The organism is Oceaniglobus roseus (genome assembly GCF_002869745.1).
Lineage (GTDB): Bacteria > Pseudomonadota > Alphaproteobacteria > Rhodobacterales > Rhodobacteraceae > Oceaniglobus > Oceaniglobus roseus.
Genome location: NZ_PNOS01000009.1, coordinates 26,461 through 42,600 on the forward strand (window position 1 = coordinate 26,461; position 16,140 = coordinate 42,600).

At 68.1% G+C, this 16,140-nt stretch carries 16 protein-coding genes; 8 read left to right on the plus strand and 8 right to left on the minus strand.

The window, feature by feature from the left end; translation table 11 throughout:
* The first annotated feature begins 1 nt into the window (after position 1).
* Both A7B20_RS06380 and A7B20_RS06385 read left to right on the plus strand, forming a co-directional pair.
* Positions 2-799 carry a glycosyltransferase family A protein gene (locus A7B20_RS06380; RefSeq protein ID WP_102107731.1) on the plus strand — a complete coding sequence of 266 codons (798 nt, stop codon included), beginning with the start codon at positions 2-4 and terminating at the stop codon, positions 797-799.
* A complete protein-coding gene (locus A7B20_RS06385) occupies positions 799-1,509 on the plus strand; it encodes an FkbM family methyltransferase (RefSeq protein WP_102107732.1) in 711 nt (236 codons plus the stop codon). Before A7B20_RS06380 ends, A7B20_RS06385 begins: the two co-directional genes overlap by 1 nt.
* Before the next feature lie 11 nt (positions 1,510-1,520).
* Here A7B20_RS06385 and deoD read toward each other — a convergent pair whose 3' ends face one another.
* The 3 genes from deoD to A7B20_RS06400 form a co-directional block, all read right to left on the minus strand.
* Positions 1,521-2,234 (minus strand): purine-nucleoside phosphorylase, encoded by a 714-nt coding sequence (gene deoD / locus A7B20_RS06390; protein ID WP_102107733.1) that lies wholly within the window; start codon positions 2,232-2,234, stop codon positions 1,521-1,523.
* 12 nt (positions 2,235-2,246) lie between these two features.
* Positions 2,247-2,561 carry an H-NS histone family protein gene (locus A7B20_RS06395; protein WP_102107734.1) on the minus strand — a complete coding sequence of 105 codons (315 nt, stop codon included), beginning with the start codon at positions 2,559-2,561 and terminating at the stop codon, positions 2,247-2,249.
* Positions 2,562-2,708: 147 nt separating this feature from the next.
* A complete protein-coding gene (locus A7B20_RS06400) occupies positions 2,709-4,721 on the minus strand; it encodes a methylmalonyl-CoA mutase family protein (RefSeq protein ID WP_281260091.1) in 2,013 nt (670 codons plus the stop codon).
* Positions 4,722-4,828: 107 nt separating this feature from the next.
* Here A7B20_RS06400 and A7B20_RS06405 point away from each other — a divergent pair, with 107 nt between their 5' ends.
* From A7B20_RS06405 to A7B20_RS06430, 6 genes are all read left to right on the plus strand, one after another.
* A complete protein-coding gene (locus A7B20_RS06405; RefSeq protein ID WP_102107736.1) occupies positions 4,829-6,229 on the plus strand; it encodes a 1-acyl-sn-glycerol-3-phosphate acyltransferase in 1,401 nt (466 codons plus the stop codon).
* 111 nt (positions 6,230-6,340) lie between these two features.
* Positions 6,341-7,630 carry a crotonyl-CoA carboxylase/reductase gene (gene ccrA, locus A7B20_RS06410; RefSeq protein WP_102107737.1) on the plus strand — a complete coding sequence of 430 codons (1,290 nt, stop codon included), beginning with the start codon at positions 6,341-6,343 and terminating at the stop codon, positions 7,628-7,630.
* 190 nt (positions 7,631-7,820) lie between these two features.
* On the plus strand, positions 7,821-8,036 hold the full coding sequence (locus A7B20_RS06415) for a hypothetical protein (RefSeq protein WP_102107738.1): 216 nt from the start codon (positions 7,821-7,823) through the stop codon (positions 8,034-8,036).
* Positions 8,014-8,694, plus strand: a complete 681-nt coding sequence (locus A7B20_RS06420; RefSeq protein WP_245866630.1) for a helix-turn-helix transcriptional regulator — start codon at positions 8,014-8,016, stop codon at positions 8,692-8,694. The genes A7B20_RS06415 and A7B20_RS06420 overlap by 23 nt, the downstream gene beginning before the upstream one ends.
* Before the next feature lie 269 nt (positions 8,695-8,963).
* Positions 8,964-9,575, plus strand: a complete 612-nt coding sequence (locus A7B20_RS06425; protein ID WP_342747227.1) for an acyl-homoserine-lactone synthase — start codon at positions 8,964-8,966, stop codon at positions 9,573-9,575.
* 41 nt (positions 9,576-9,616) lie between these two features.
* Entirely contained in the window at positions 9,617-11,164 is a 1,548-nt protein-coding gene (locus A7B20_RS06430) for an ATP-dependent DNA helicase (RefSeq protein WP_102107807.1), read from the plus strand.
* Positions 11,165-11,343: 179 nt separating this feature from the next.
* Here A7B20_RS06430 and A7B20_RS06435 read toward each other — a convergent pair whose 3' ends face one another.
* The 5 genes from A7B20_RS06435 to A7B20_RS06455 all read right to left on the minus strand — a co-directional run bounded on the left by A7B20_RS06435 (position 11,344) and on the right by A7B20_RS06455 (position 16,126).
* Complete coding sequence (locus tag A7B20_RS06435; RefSeq protein WP_342747228.1) at positions 11,344-12,105, minus strand: TIGR02186 family protein; 762 nt, start codon at positions 12,103-12,105, stop codon at positions 11,344-11,346.
* Positions 12,102-13,013, minus strand: a complete 912-nt coding sequence (locus tag A7B20_RS06440) for a sulfite exporter TauE/SafE family protein (RefSeq protein ID WP_102107741.1) — start codon at positions 13,011-13,013, stop codon at positions 12,102-12,104. The genes A7B20_RS06435 and A7B20_RS06440 overlap by 4 nt, the downstream gene beginning before the upstream one ends.
* Positions 13,014-13,095: 82 nt before the next feature.
* Positions 13,096-13,899 carry a purine-nucleoside phosphorylase gene (locus A7B20_RS06445; protein ID WP_102107742.1) on the minus strand — a complete coding sequence of 268 codons (804 nt, stop codon included), beginning with the start codon at positions 13,897-13,899 and terminating at the stop codon, positions 13,096-13,098.
* A gap of 153 nt (positions 13,900-14,052) precedes the next feature.
* Positions 14,053-15,018 carry an ABC transporter permease gene (locus A7B20_RS06450; RefSeq protein WP_102107743.1) on the minus strand — a complete coding sequence of 322 codons (966 nt, stop codon included), beginning with the start codon at positions 15,016-15,018 and terminating at the stop codon, positions 14,053-14,055.
* A 4-nt stretch (positions 15,019-15,022) separates the two neighbouring features.
* Entirely contained in the window at positions 15,023-16,126 is a 1,104-nt protein-coding gene (locus tag A7B20_RS06455; protein ID WP_102107744.1) for an ABC transporter permease, read from the minus strand.
* Positions 16,127-16,140 lie beyond the last annotated feature (14 nt).

Consider the following 16,140-nt stretch of genomic DNA (forward strand, 5'->3'; position numbering starts at 1 on the left):
CATGACGCCCGCCCCGGACGGCACCCAGCCCGCGCCGGGGCCCGCGTCAAGCGCTGCCTTCAGCGTCGTCATGGTCGATTACGACGGCGCGGTGTCGCGCGACGATTTCCGCCGCGCCGTGGCCGCGCTGGCCGCCCAGACCTGCGACGATTTCGAGCTTCTGGTCTATCACGACGGGCCGAAGGCCGCCGCCTATGACGACGACCTGGCCGACACGCCGCGCCCGTCGCGGATGCGCACAGTGGTGACCGGGGCGCGCGCCAACGACTGGGGCCATTCCAACCGCGACCGCGGCATCCGCGAGGCGACGGGCCGCTGGATCGTCCACACCAACGCCGACAACCTGTTCTATCCGCAGGCGATCGAACGCCTGAAGGCGGCGGTGACCTCCGACGCGCCCTATTTCGCCGCGCGCCAGCGGCCGCTCGGCTGGGGGACGAAGAGCATCGCCAAGCGCTGGGACAGGTGGTTCGGCAGCAACCTCCAGGGTCGCGCGCTGGAGCGGGTGACGGAGCGGCAGATCGTGATCTACGCCGTGCTGATGCGCGGCATGATCCCGGCCGGGAACCGCTTTCGCCGGGTGCCCGAGGCGGGGCAGGGGCAGGCGATGGTCATGGGCGGGGTGCCGGTGCGCCACGGCATGATCGACGCGATGCAGCTGGTCATGCGGCGCGACCTGTGGCTGGCCGAAGGCGGCTGGTCGGACCGCAGCGCGGAGTCCGACGGGGTCCTGTACACGCGCTTTGCCGCCAAATACAACGTGCTGGTCCTGCCCGAAATCCTTGGGGAACACTGGTGATGCGGTCATTGCGCGAATACTGGCATCGCCTCCGGCGGCCCGACCGGCTGACCTACCGCGGGCTGACCGTGCCGATCGACCGCGATTTCGTGCCGAAGGCGGTGGTGAAACAGCTTCTGCGCGACGATTACGAGACGCCCGAGATCGACGCGGCCTTGGCGCTGGTGCGCCCCGACGACCGGGTGCTGGAGATCGGCAGCGGGCTGGGCGTGGTCTCGGGCCTCGTCGCGCGGCGGCTGAGCTCGGGCCGGGTGCTGACCTTCGACGCCAATCCCCATCTCCAGCCGCGGCTGGCCGCGCTGCACCGGCTGAACGCAATTAGCAATGTCGAGACGCGGCACGGCATCCTGATGCGCGCGCCCTCGGCGCCCACCGTGACGTTCCACCTGAACCGCCATTTTCCCGAAGGCAGCGTCGCGGGCGGTGCCGGCACTGTCGAGGCGATCGAGGTGCCGGTGCATGACTGGGACGGGGTGCGGGCCGACTTCGCGCCGAACGTCCTGATCTGCGACATCGAGGGGGCGGAGGCGGACCTGCTGGTCGGGGCCGAGCTCGGTGGCATCCGCGCACTGGTGATAGAGCTTCATCCCGAGGTGGTGCCCGCACCGCGCCTCGCCGCGCTGGAGACCTTCCTGGGGAAGGCGGGCTTCACCCCCCGGCCCGACCTCGCCGCCGGCACGGTCGTGGCCTGGGAGCGCGCCGCGTCCTGAGCGCCGTCGACTCAGGCGGGATCGGGAAAGGCCGCCTCCAGCGCGATCTCGACCATGTCGGCAAAGCTGCGCTCCCGTTCGTCGGAGGGCAGCGCCTCTCCGGTTTCGAGGTGGTCGCTGATCGTCAGCACCGCCAGCGCGCGACACCCGTAGCGCGCCGCGAGGGTGTAGAGTTCGGCCGTCTCCATCTCGACCGCGATCGCGCCGTGGTCGGTCAGCAGCGCGGTCAGGTCCGAGCGGTGGTCGTAGAAGGTGTCGGTCGAGTGGATCCCGCCGACATGCACCGGCAGGGCGCGGCGCCGCGCGGCGTCGAATGCACGGTGCAACAGGGTGAAATCTGCGCAGGGCGCAAAGTTCAAACCGCGGAAAAGGCCCGAGGACGGCGTGGAGAAAGACGATGCCGCCTGCGCAAGTACGATATCCCTAATACCTACCTCTGGTTGCATGCCGCCGGCGGACCCGATGCGGATCAGTGTTCTTGCGCCGTAATCCCGGATCAATTCGTTCGCATAGATCGAAAGGGAGGGCATCCCCATCCCGGTTCCATGAATTGTCACCGGATGTCCGCGCCAGCTGCCGGTAAAGCCGAGCATGCCGCGAACTCGGTTCGCGCAACGGGGATCGTCCAGAAATCGTTCAGCCGCCCATTGGGCGCGCAGCGGATCGCCGGGCAAAAGGACCGTTTCGGCGATCTGCCCGGGCTCCGCCCCGATATGCACCGTCATTGCCGTGCCGGATCAGATTTCGAACATGTCGAGCGACTGGTTGCGCTCGAGCGCCTCCTTGATCCAGGCCGGCTGCCGTCCGCGTCCCGTCCAGGTCTGCGTGGGATTTTCGGGATTGCGGTATTTCGGCGGGTTCTTCTGCTGCGTCTTGCGGCTGCCTTTCGCGGCCTCGACCAGTTCGTCCAGGTCGAAGCCATGCTCCTTGGCGGCGGCCGCGGCGGCCTTGCGGGCCTCGGCCTTCCTGCGCGCGTCGAGCGTATTCAGCGCGGTGTCCACCTCCTCGCGAAGTTTCAGCAGTTCCTTCCGGGAGAGAGCATCAAGTTCCATTTCATCTTTCCAGCTTGACAGGGCCGAGGTGCCGCCCACTGCCAATGGTTTTTTGCGCCTTTTCCGGAATTGGCAAGACAAAACTTCCTGAAATTCGGAAATGAGCGACTATCCGGAGAAAAGGAGCTGGATTGCGGTTGAAGAAGTCTATTGCGCTGCAACCGGTGGAGCTGAAGCCACCTCGACAATGTCGTGCATGATTTTGGTGAGGTCGAAATCCTTGGGCGTATAGATCCGCGCCACGCCCATTGCCAGAAGCTCGGCCGCATCGGCATCGGGAATGATTCCGCCCGCGACGACGGGAATGTGGTCCAGCCCTTCCTCGCGCAGCTGCGCCAGGACTTCGGCGACGAGGGGCACATGGCTTCCCGACAGGATCGAAAGCCCGATGACATGCACATTTCCGTCGCGCGCCGCGGCCACGATCTCGGACGGGGTGAAGCGGATGCCGTCGTAGCGGATCTCCATGCCGCAGTCGCGGGCGCGGGCGGCGATCTGCTCGGCGCCGTTGGAATGGCCGTCGAGGCCGGGCTTGCCGACCAGGAAGGTCAGCCGCCGCCCCAGCCGGGCCGAGACGGCATCGACCTCGGCGCGGATCCGGTCCAGCCCCTCGGTGCGGTTCGAGGGGTGGCGCGACACGCCCGTGGGCCCGCGGTACTGTCCGAAGGCGGCGCGGATCGTGTCGCCCCATTCCCCCGTCGTCACGCCCGCCTTCGCCGCGGCGATGGAGGCGGGCATGATGTTGCTTCCGTCCCGGGCCGCCTTGCGCAGCGCGTCGAGGGCGGACTGCACCGCCGCCCCGTCGCGCCCGGCCCGCCAGGCGGCAAGCCGCGCCACCTGGTCGGCCTCGGCGTCCTTGTCGGCCACCATGATCGCGTCGGGCCCAGCGGTCAGCGGCGAGGCTTCGCCACCGGTGAAGCGGTTGACGCCGACCACCACCGTCTCGCCGCCCTCGATGGCGGCGATGCGCGCGGCGTTGCTTTCGACCAGCCGCGCCTTCATGTGCTCGATCGCCTTCACGGCGCCGCCCATGGCGTCGATGGTCGCAAGCTCCGCCCGCGCGCCGTCCTTCAGCGCCTCGACCTTCGCGGCGATCACCGGATTGCCGTCGAACAGATCGCCGTATTCCAGGAGATCCGTCTCGTAGGCCAGGATCTGCTGCATCCGGAGCGACCACTGCTGGTCCCAAGGACGGGGCAGCCCCAGCGCCTCGTTCCATGCCGGCAGCTGCACCGCGCGGGCGCGGGCGTTCCGGCTGAGCGTCACCGCCAGCATTTCCAGCAGGATGCGGTAGACGTTGTTTTCCGGCTGCTGTTCGGTCAGGCCCAGCGAGTTGACCTGCACCCCGTAGCGGAAGCGGCGGTATTTCGGATCCTCGACACAGTACCGCTCGCGGCAGATCTCGTCCCAGAGCTCGGTGAAGGCCCGCATCTTGCACAGCTCGGTGACGAAGCGGATGCCCGCGTTCACGAAGAAGCTGATGCGGCCGACCATCTCGGGGAAATCCTCGGCCGACACCTTGCCCTTCAGGTCGTCGAGCACGGCCGTCGCCGTGGCCAGCGCGAAGGCCAGCTCCTGGTCCGGCGTCGCCCCCGCCTCCTGGAGGTGGTACGAACAGACGTTCATCGGGTTCCACTTCGGCAGATGCTCCCGCGTGTAGGCGGCAACGTCGGTGATCATCCGCAAGGACGGCTCGGGCGGGCAGATGTAGGTGCCGCGCGAAAGGTATTCTTTGATGATGTCGTTCTGCACGGTCCCCTGCAGGGCCGCGACATCGGCGCCCTGTTCCTCGGCCACCGCGATGTAGAGCGCCAGCAGCCAGGGCGCCGTCGCGTTGATCGTCATCGAGGTGTTCATCTGCTCCAGCGGGATTTCCGCGAACAGCGTCCGCATGTCGCCGAGATGTGCCACCGGCACGCCCACCTTGCCGACCTCGCCCTTCGCCAGCTCGTGATCGCTGTCGTATCCCGTCTGCGTCGGCAGGTCGAAGGCGACCGACAGACCCGTCTGCCCCTTGGCAAGGTTGCCGCGATAGAGCGCGTTCGACGCCTTCGCGGTCGAGTGGCCGGCATAGGTGCGGAACAGCCAGGGCCTGTCCTTTTGCGGCGTCTCCGTCTCGGGCGTGGCGGTCATCGGGGTGGCTCCTGCGGGGTGCGCAATATTCTTACGTTTCAATTCTGATAGTAGCAACAATATGCCAAAGTCAATCGCCGCATCGCGGCATTACGGGATTTACCGGGCGCATCCAAGCTGCCACGCTCCGCCCTATGTTCCGGACCGTCGAACTGCCGCTGTGGCTTCTGATCCTGATCCTTCTCTTCGCGGCGTTCACGGCGGCGAGCCACCTTCTGTTCCCCTCGGTCCGCTGGTTCTTCCGCAAGCGGGCGGAACGCGTGGTGGCGCGGCTGAACCGCCGCCTCCAGGTGCCGATCCAGCCCTTCAAGCTGCTGCGGCGCACCGACACGATCCAGCGGCTGATCTACGACACGCGGGTGATCGAAGCCGTCAGCGCAAGGGCGAAGGAGACCGGCGTGCGCGAGGATGTCGCCTTCGACGCCGCCAAGCGGTACGCCCGCGAGATCGTCCCGGGCTTCAGCGCCACGGCCTATTTCTCGGTCGCGATCCGCGCGGCGCGGTGGCTGGCGAACAGCCTGTTCACCGTCTGCCGGGCCGATCCCCCTCCCGAGGTCCACCGGGCGCTGGAACATCTCGATCCCGACGCGACCGTGGTGTTCGTGATGAACCATCGCTCGAACATGGATTACGTCCTCGTCACCTACCTTGCCGCCGAGCGTTCCGCGCTGTCCTATGCCGTCGGCGAATGGGCGCGGGTCTGGCCGCTGTCCTCGCTGATCCGGGCCATGGGCGCCTATTTCATCCGCCGCCGGTCGCGCAACGCGCTCTACCGCCGGGTGCTGGCGCGTTATGTCCAGATGGCGACGGCGGCGGGTGTGACGCAGGCGATCTTTCCCGAAGGCGGGCTGTCGCTGAACGGCGCGCCGGGGGCTGCGCGGCTGGGGTTGCTGAGCTACATCATCGAGGAGCACAGGGCAGGGGGCCGCGACGTGATCTTCGTGCCCGTCGCGCTGAACTACGACCGGGTGATCGAGGACCGGATCCTGGTGCAGGCCGCGGCCAGCGGCGAGCGGCGCTTCCGCGGTTCCTTCGCCAGCGGTGCCGCCTTCGTGCTGCGCTGGGGCTGGCGGCGGATCACCGGCAAGGCGCGCCGCTTCGGTCTGGCCGCCGTCTCCTACGGGATGCCGCTGGCGCTGTCGGGCACGGATCCCGACCCGGAGAAGGTGGGCGCGGTGCTGATGGAACGGCTGGGTGCCGCGGTGCCGGTCCTGCCGATCCCGCTCGCCTGCCTCGCGCTGAAGCAGGCCGCAGGGCCGCAGCAGGAAGCGGCGCTCCTCGCCCGGATGGCCGCGCTGGAAGCCGCATTCCGTGCCGCCGGTGCGCGGCTCTGCCTCGACGCGCCGCCCCGGTCTCTGGCCCCGCTCGACATGCTGCGCCTGCGCGGCATGGTCCGGGACTCGGGCGGCGGCCTCGGGATCGTGCCGGGGAAGGAGGCGCTTGTGGAGTTCTATGCGGCGTCCGTCGCGCACCTGCTGATCGGGGCCACCTCCGAGACGACACAGACCTCCTCGGCGCAAACGGTAGGGACATAAAATTACAAAATTGCCACTCTTGCAGTTGCAAAATTGCTTAAACGACCGTATCTCACGGGAAAGGCCGCGCGATTCTGCGCTGCGGCGAGGCGATTTGGAGGTTGCACCGTGATGGCTCTCGACACGAAATCCGCTCCCGGGGCCTATGAGGCCGAGACCAAGGATCTCTACGACATGGGCGAGATGCCCCCGATGGGCCACCTGCCGAAGCAGATGCACGCCTGGGCGATCCGCCGCGAGCGCCATGGCGAGCCCGACACGTCGTTCCAGCTGGAAGTGGTCGACGTGAAGAGGCCCGACAGCCACGAGGTCTGCGTCCTCGTGATGGCCGCGGGCGTCAACTACAACGGCGTCTGGGCCGGGCTCGGCATCCCGATCTCGCCCTTCGACGTCCACAAGGCGCCTTATCACATCGCGGGCTCGGACGCGTCCGGCATCGTCTGGGCCGTGGGCGACAAGGTCACGCGCTGGAAGGTCGGCGACGAGGTGGTGATCCACTGCAACCAGGACGACGGCGAGGACGAGGAGTGCAACGGCGGCGACCCGATGTTCTCGCCTTCGCAGCGGATCTGGGGTTACGAGACGCCCGACGGCAGTTTCGCGCAGTTCACCACGGTGCAGGCGCAACAGCTGATGCCGCGCCCGAAGCACCTGACCTGGGAAGAGTCCGCCTGCTATACCCTCACGCTCGCCACCGCCTACCGGATGCTGTTCGGGCACCACCCGCACGAGCTGAAGCCGGGGCAGAACGTGCTGGTCTGGGGCGCCTCCGGCGGCCTCGGCTCCTACGCGATCCAGCTGATCAACACGGCCGGAGCGAACGCCATCGGCGTGATCTCGGACGAGGACAAGCGCGACTTCGTGATGAGCCTCGGGGCGAAGGGCGTGCTGAACCGAAAGGATTTCAACTGCTGGGGCCAGATGCCCACGGTGAACACGCCGGAATACAAGGAGTGGTTCGCCGAGGTGCGGAAGTTCGGCAAGGCGATCTGGGACATCACCGGCAAGGGCGTGAACGTCGACATGGTGTTCGAACACCCGGGCGAGGCGACCTTCCCCGTGTCCACCTTCGTGGTGAAGAAGGGCGGCATGGTGGTGATCTGCGCCGGGACCACCGGCTATAACCTGACGCTCGACGCGCGTTACCTTTGGATGCACCAGAAGCGGGTGCAGGGCTCGCACTTCGCCCACCTGAAGCAGGCGGCGGCGGCGAACAAGCTGATGGTCGAGCGGCGGCTCGACCCCTGCATGTCCGAGGTCTTCACCTGGGACCAGATCCCCGCCGCCCACGTCAAGATGCGGCGGAACGAACACAAGCCGGGCAACATGGCGGTGCTGGTCCAGGCGCCGCGCACCGGCCTGCGCACCTTCGAGGACGCGCTGGAGGCCGGGCCGCGCTGAACCGGCCGATCCGGAAACACACCGTGCACGCGCTGACAAGGCCCCCGACCGGGGGCCTTTTTGCATCAGGCACTTGCAGGCGCGAGACCCGCCATTTTAGGGGAGTTGAAATCCGCGAATATCGCCTGTCCCGCCCTCCATGGTAGGGTTGTATTAACCATTGGTTAACGTTTGGAAGGGAGATTTCGAGATGGCGGATGAGTGGATACTCGACGTCCTGGCAGACCTGAAGACCTTCGCCACCAGGAACGATCTTTCCGCGCTTGCCGTGCAGCTCGACCGGGCGGCAGCGGTGGCGCGGTTCGAGATCACGTCGCGTGAGAACCGGGCCCTGGCCCTTGTCGGTGTGTATGCGTCCCAACCGAGAACGCTTCCTCGAGAGTTTGCAGTCGGCGACGACTCGTGAGGAGCTGGGCAACCAGATCCAGACGCTGCGGGACGTCTTCGATGTCGAACACCTGTCCTATCACACCCTGAACGCCAATGGCGAAGCCTACGCGGCGACCACGTACAGTACGGCCTGGGCGGACGAGTATTTCGGCTGCGACTATGCCCGGCTCGACCCCGTGGTGCAGGGCTGCCTTCGCCGCTTCCACCCCGTCGACTGGAAGAACCTGGACTGGACGCCGAAACCCGCCCGCAGTTTCATGGGCGCGGCCATCTCCTCGGGTGTCGGCAACCAGGGCTTTTCCGTGCCGATCCGCGGACCGGCCGGCCAGTTCGCCCTGTTCACGGCAAGCCACCGCGCCAGCGACGACGCCTGGAAGACCTACTGCGACAGCCATCTCGAAGACCTGCTGCTGCTCGCGCATTTCCTGAACCAGAGGGCTCTCGAGATCGAACTCGGCAGCGACATGGTGAATGCGAAGAAGCTTTCGCCGCGCGAGGCGGAGGCGCTGACCCTGCTTGCCGCGGGCCAGAGCCGCGCCCAGGCGGCCGAAACCATGTCGATTTCCGAGCACACCCTGCGCGTCTACATCGAAAGCGCCCGCCTGAAGCTCGGCGCGGCCAACACCGTCCATGCCGTCGCCCTGGCCCTGACCCAGGGGCTGCTGGTGTTCTAGCGGCGGCGGGGGAGAGGAGACCCTCTCCCCCGACCCCTCTCCCCGGCGCTCCGCGGGCGAGGGCAGCGCCGGCGCTCCGGCGCGCCGACTGCGGCCTGAGCCACGCCGGACAGCGCGAAAGGCAGCGGGAACGGAGACCCGCCTTGCACGCGTCGCCCTATTTGCCAAGCATTCTAACGACCGCGCGCCCGGTCAGCGTTCCCTTAACCGCGCCCGGTTCAAGCCTGTCCCGTTGCAGAACGCAAAGGGGCTTGCGGATGATCCGATACATGACCGGCACAGACCTTCACACCTATCCGAACCTGCGCGACAGCATGTTCGCCGACCGCGCGCGGCAGTTCCGCGACCGTCTGCGCTGGGAGGTGCCCGTGGATGCCGCGGGCTTCGAGCGCGACCAGTACGACCCGCTCGACCCGCTCTACATCCTCTGGGAGCGGTCCGATGGCCGTCATGGCGGCTCCATGCGTTGCCTGCCGACCACCGGGCGCACGATGCTGGCCGATCACTTCGCCCACCTCGCCACGCCGCCGTCCGACCCGGGGATCTGGGAGTGCACCCGCTTCTGCCTGTCGCCCGGCGCCCCGGCCCATGTCTCGGCCGCGATCCTGCTCGGCGCGCTCGAGTTCGGGTTGCACCACGGGCTGAGCCACCTCGTCGGCGTGTTCGACGCCCGGATGCTGCGCGTCTATGGCCGCATCGGCTGGTCGCCGGCGGTGCAGGGGCAGGAGGGCGAGGGGCGCCATGCGATCTGCGCGGGGCTCTGGAGCGTGACGCCCGCGGTCCGCCCGGTGCTGCTGCGCCGCGCCGGGGTCTCGGGCGAGCTGTCGGAGCACTGGTGCCGCCGCGCGTTCGGGCCGCGGAAACTGCCCCGCGCGGCCTGAGGCATCTGGGCATCGGCGCGGGCGGGCCCTATGGTCCGCCCATGTCCACGACCCTGCCCGCCACCACCGCCGCCCTGCCGCTGTCCGAGGACCAGGCCCAGGCCTTCGACCGCGTCGCCGACCTGTTGCGCGGCGCGGGCGTGGACATCGAGAACGACACCCTGCGGCCGATGACCGAGGGCAGGTCGAGCGTGCTGGCGATCACCGGCAAGGCCGGCTCGGGCAAGACGCTGCTGCTGGCGCGTCTCTACAAGGCGATGGAGGAGGCGGGGGTCGACGTCGTCTCGGGCGATTACGAGAGCCGCAAGAGGAAGGACCGCCGCACGCTGGCGATCCTCGCCCCCACCAACAAGGCGGCCTCGGTGCTGAGAAACCGCGGCGTGCCCGCGACCACGATCCACCGCATCCTCTACACCCCCGTCTACGACCCCGAGTACGAGAAGGTCGCCGAGTGGCTGGCGGGGAACGGCGAGCGGCCGGTGGTCGAGGGGCTGTCCGACGCCGCCCTCGACCGCGCGCTGGCCTTCTACCAGACCAACAAGTCGGTTCCCGGCGCGCTCGCGACCGCGGGCCTCCGGGGCAGCGACTTCATCACCGGCTGGAAGCGCCGGGAGGAACCGCTCGACATCGGGCTCGTCGACGAATCCTCGATGCTCGACACCCGCCAGTTCGAGGACCTGCAGGAGATCTTCCCGACGCTGCTGCTGTTCGGCGACCCGGCCCAGCTGGCCCCGGTAAACCAGTCCGGCAGCATGGTCTTCGACAGTTTCGAGGACCGGAACCGGCTGACGCTGAACCGCATCCACCGCCAGGACCTCGACAACCCGATCCTCGACCTTGCCCATGCGCTGGCCGACGACGCGCTGACCTTCGAGCGGTTCGAGCGGATGGTCGAGGACGCCGCCGCCTCCGACCCGCGCGTGGTGATGGCGGGGCGGGTCGAGGCGTCGATGATGGCGCGCTCGCCCGTACTGGTCTGGAGGAACGCCACCCGCATCCGCCTGATCCACGCCTTCCGCGCCGCCTATGACGCGCCCGCGGACGCGCTGTTGCCGGGCGAGCCGCTGATCTGCGACGGGATCGAACTGCCGCTGAAGCACCGCAAGAAGCGGATCGACCTGGAGGCGCGGGGCCTGATCAAGGGGGCGCAGGTGATCTTCCTCGGCGACGGCCGCAAGCCCGGCTTCTCGCGGCTGCACGTAATCGGGGCGGAGGATCCGCAGGTCTCGGCCGCCTCGATCGTGAAGATCGAGATGCCGGACGAGGAGGAGCCCTTCATCCCCTTCGCCGCCCGCATGGGCGCGACCTTCCTGCATGGCGCGGCGGTGACGATCCACAAGGCGCAGGGCTCGCAGTGGCGCGACGTGCAGGTCTTCGCCCCCGACCTCTATGCCGCCGCGCGGGCGGGACGGACCGAGGCGGGCATCGCCCTCTGGAAGCGCCTCGCCTATGTCGCGATCACCCGCGCCGAAGAGCGGCTGTTCTGGGTGGTGAGGAACCGCCTCGCCCGGCCGACCGAGCCCTTGGGGGTGGACGACCTGGTGGTGCCAGCGCGGCCCCTGACGCTGGACGGCGAGGACGAGATCTGATTTCGGGCGGGTGGGGCCGGCCGGGCGGTGGGTCGTGTCGTTCGGGTCTCGGCATTGGCGGAGAGTGCGGGACCGGGGCTTTGCCGTCTTGCCGGAGGCAAGCTTCGGCAAGACCCCCGGGATATTCAGGAAAGCAAGGATCGGCAGCGGGAAAGGCTTTTCCGGCGAACCGGGCCCTGTCAGCTGCGGATGTAGCGGAAGGCCTCGGAGGCGCCCCAGCCGGCGGCGACGGCGAGCAGGAGGGACAGCAGGCCGTAGAACAGCGGCTGTTCGTGGGCGAGGGTGTAGAGGAAGCGCTCGAGCCCGACCTTCTGGACGAAGATCACCGTGTCGAAGCTCGTCACCACCTGGCGGTCGCGGGTCAGGAGGATGCGCACGGTATAGTTGCCCTCGACCAGGTTCGCCGGCAGCACCACCGAGGTGCTGAACAGCGTGTCCTGCACCAGCTCCACCGTGCTGTCGCGGTCCTGATACAGGTCGTTGCCGGTGCGGATCCTCACCAGGGCCTCGGTGAAGGCCTCGGAATCCTGCACCTCCGACGGGGCCCCGACCGAGCGGATGGCGCGGGGGATGCTGACGGCGTGGCGCAGGTCCTCGGTCCAGCTCAGGATGTCGCGGATCGGGGCCGAGGTGGCGATGGCATAGAAGCTCGGGGCGCGGTCCACCTCGACCGCCGCGCGGTTGATCCAGATGCCCGCGAACCGCTCCTTCCGGCGCACCGTCACCTTCTGCGCGGGGCCCGACACGGTGACGACGATCCCCGTCATCGCCTCCGGGTCGCCAGGCGCATCGCGCTTGACCGTGCCGAAGATCAGAAGCTCGGTCCCGTCGAAATCGGCGGTGATCGAGATCCGGCTCTGGCTGAGGCCCGCCAGCACCTCCTCCTCCGCCGTGGCGGGCAGTGCCCAGGCCACGAGCAGGAGGAGCGCGCGCAGGATCACAGGATCACCGGGGTGAGGGAATAAAGCTCGGCCGGGCGCGCCAGGAGGTCGTAGGCGAGCTTGCCGCAGACCAGCAGCACGAGGCTCGCCAGCAGGATGCGCAGCTGCTCGGCCTTCATCATCAGCCCGATCCGGGTGCCGATCTGCGCCCCGATCACACCGCCGACGATCAGCAGGAGCCCAAGCATGATGTCGACGGTATAGTTCGTGGTCGCGTGCATCAGCGTCGTGGCCGCGGTCACGAAGATGATCTGGAACAGCGAGGTGCCGATCACCACCTTGGTCGGCATCCCGAGCAGGTAGATCATCGCCGGCACCATGATGAAGCCGCCGCCGACGCCCATCACCGCCGCCAGCACGCCGACGAAGATCCCCACCACGAGCGGCGGGATCACCGAGATGTAAAGGCCGGACTTGCGGAACTTAATCTTCAGCGGCAGGGCGTGGATCCAGTTGTGCCGCTTGCGGGTGACCGGCCCGCCCCGGCGGCTCTTGCGGATCGCGTTCACCGACTCGATGAACATCAGCGCGCCGATCACGCCCAGGAACACGACGTAGCAGAGGCTGACCAGCAGATCGACCTGGCCGAGCTTCCGGAGCAGGTTGAACAGCTGCACCCCGATCAGCGAGCCGATCAGGCCGCCGACCAGCAGCACCGTGCCCATGCGGATGTCCACGGTCCGCCGCTTGAGGTGAGCAAGCAGTGCGGAGAAGGACGAGGCGACGATCTGGTTGGCCGAGGTCGCCACGGCCACGGCGGGGGGGATGCCGATGAAGAACAGCAGCGGCGTGATCAGGAACCCGCCGCCGACCCCGAACATCCCCGACAGCACCCCGACAAGCCCGCCGATACCGAGCAGCAGGAAGGCGTTGACCGAAACCTCGGCGATGGGGAGGTAGATCTGCATGGCTGTCCGTTCGCCCGGAGTTGCCCCGATCAAAGCACCGCGGCAGCGGCATTTCCAGTGCCGCGGTGCGGAAATCTGCGTCTCAGCGGCTGCGGAGGAAGGCGCGCAACACCTTTTCCAGCTTTGCCGCCCCGATGGGCGCCATTTCCTTCGTGTGCTCGTGGCTGATGCGCTCGTCGCTCATGCCCGCGGCCATGTTGGTGATGGTCGAGATGGCGGCGGCCTTCAGCCCGAGGAACCGCGCCAGGATCACCTCGGGCACCGTCGACATGCCCACGGCATCGGCGCCGAGGATGCGGATCGCGTTGATCTCGGCCGGGGTCTCGAACGAGGGGCCGGAGTACCAGGCATAGACGCCCTGGTCGAGGGTCACGTTCTCTTCCGCCGCGGCGTCCAGAAGGGCGGCGTTCAGGTCGGGATCGTAGGCGTCGACCATGGGCACGAAGCGGGCGTCGGTCCTTTCGCCGATCAGCGGGTTCAGGCCGGAGAAGTTGATGTGGTCGGCCAGCAGCATCAGGCTGCCCGTGGGCATGTCGTGCTGGAGCGATCCGGCGGCGTTGGTGGCGATCACCGCCTCGGCGCCAAGGCCCTTCAGCACCTCCAGCGGCAGGCGCATGGCATCGGCCCGGCCGGATTCGTAGTAATGGGCGCGGCCGCCGAAGACGGCGACGCGGACGCCCTCGAGATCGCCGATCACGAGCTTCGGGTTGTGACCGGAGACGCCCGCATGGGGGAATCCCGGCAGATCGGCATAGTCGATCGCCACCCCCGAGACCCGGTCCGCCAGGTGCCCGAGCCCGGAGCCGAGGATCAGGCCGAAGCGCACCTTTGCCGGGCCCGCGCGCTCGTGGATCTGCGCGACAAGCGTCTCGCATGTGTCGGTCATGGTCTGTCTCCTCCCGCCGCGCCGCGCGTCAGCCTGTTTTCATCTCTCCGCCCGCCTCGAAGGACGGACCCGCACTTGTCTTTTCACGATATCGCGCGGGACCTTCGCCTGCTCGAAGGGGCTGGAATTTGCACTTATCGGACAAAAGGCGGATCACCGCTCCTTCACGTAGGCCTCGCCGCCCGCCCTTGGGGGCACCGCCTTGCCGACGAACCCGGCCAGGATCACCACCGTCAGGATATAGGGCAGGGCCTGCATGAACTGGGTCGGGATCGGCACACCCAGCAGCTCCAGGCTCTGGTAGCGGTTGCCGATGGCGTCGAGCAGCCCGAACAGCATCGTCGCGCCAAGCGCGTACCAGGGCCGCCACTTGGCGAAGATCAGCGCCGCCAGCGCGATGTACCCGCGCCCGGCCGTCATGTTCTGGGTGAAGCCGGCTGCCAGGCCGGTGGCGAGGTACGCGCCCGCCAGCCCGCAGAGCACCCCCGCGATCAGCACCGCCGCATAGCGCAGCCGCACGACCGAGATCCCGGCGGTGTCCACCGCGCCCGGATTCTCGCCCACGGCGCGCAGGCGCAGCCCGAAGCGGGTGCGATAGAGGATGTACCAGGTCAGCGGCACCATCAGCAGCGCGACGTAGACGAGGATCGTGTGGCCCGAGATCAGCTCGGAATAGATCGGCCCCAGCACCGGCACGCCCGCGACGCTGTCGGCGAAGGGCAGGGTGATGTTCTGGAACCGCGCGGCGCCGTCCAGCGCGGGGGTGCGCCCGCCCTCGTTGAACCAGTCCCGCGCGATCAGCACGGTCATGCCGGAGGCGAGGAAGTTCAGCGCCACCCCGGAAATCAGCTGGTCGCCACGGAAGGTGATCGAGGCGATGCCGTGGATCAGCGCGAAGATCAGCGACGAGACGATCCCGGCCAGCAGCCCCAGCCACACGTCCCCGGTGATCGCCGCGACGGCGGCCGAGAAGAAGGCCGCGGCCAGCATCTTGGCCTCCAGCCCGATGTCGAACACCCCGGCGCGCTCACTGAACAGCCCGGCGAGGCAGGCGAGCAGCAGCGGCGTGGCGAGGCGCACGGTGGAATCGAGGATCTGGATCAGGGTCAGGAAATCCATGGGCCTACTCCGCGGGCTCGGCGCGCGGCCTGCGGCGTCCGTAGCGCAGGAAGGCAGTCGTCACCGGCCCGCGCACCATGTTGTCGAGGGCTCCGGTGAACAGGATCACCAGCGCCTGGATCACCAGCACCATCTCGCGCGGCACCGAGGTCTCGAACTCCAGCTCGGCGCCGCCCTGGTAGAGCGCGCCGAACAGGATCGCGGCCAGCAGCACGCCCACGGGGTGCGACCGACCCATCAGCGCCACGGCGATGCCGACGAAGCCCGCGCCCAGCACGTTGTCCTGCAACAGCCGCTGCTGTTCGCCCATCACCGCGTTGATCGCCATGAGCCCCGACAGCCCGCCCGAGATCAGCATGGTGATCATGATGATGCGGAACGGCGCGATGCCGGCGTATTTCGCGGCCGGTTCGGAATGGCCGTAGGCCCGGATCTCGTAGCCGAGGCGCGAGCGCCAGAGCAGCAGCCAGACGAGGAAGCAGCCGATCAGCCCGACGAGGAAGGAGATGTTCAGCGGCGAGCGGGCGAAGGGGATGCCCACCATGGCGAAGACGTCGCGCGCGTTCGGCAGGAAGGTCCCTTCGGGGAACCGGGCGCTTTCCGGGGCCATGCCCGGGGCCTTCAGCGCGCCGACCAGAAGGTAGACCAGCAGCGCCGAGGCGATGAAATTGAACATTATGGTGGTGATGACGATGTGAGAGCCGCGCCTGGCTTGCAGATATGCGGGAATCGCTGCCCAGGCCGCCCCGAACAGCGCGCCGCCCACCATCGCCGCCGGAAGCGCCAGCGTCCAGTGCGGCCAGGGCAGGGCGAGGCACACCAGCGCGACGCCGAGGGAGCCGAGCTGGGCCTGCCCCTCGCCGCCGATGTTGAACAGCCGCGCGTGGAAGGCGACGGCCACGGCAAGGCCGGTGAAGATGAAGTTCGTGGCGTAGAACAGCGTATAGCCCCAGCCATAGGTCGACCCCACGGCACCGTTCACCATGATCTTCATGGCATTGACCGGATCCTCGCCGATCAGCAGCACGACGAGGCCCGAGACGAAAAGCGCCAGCAGCAGGTTGATCAGCGGGATCAGGACCACGTCGGCCCATTTCGGCAGGTTCATAGGGTATCCCTCAC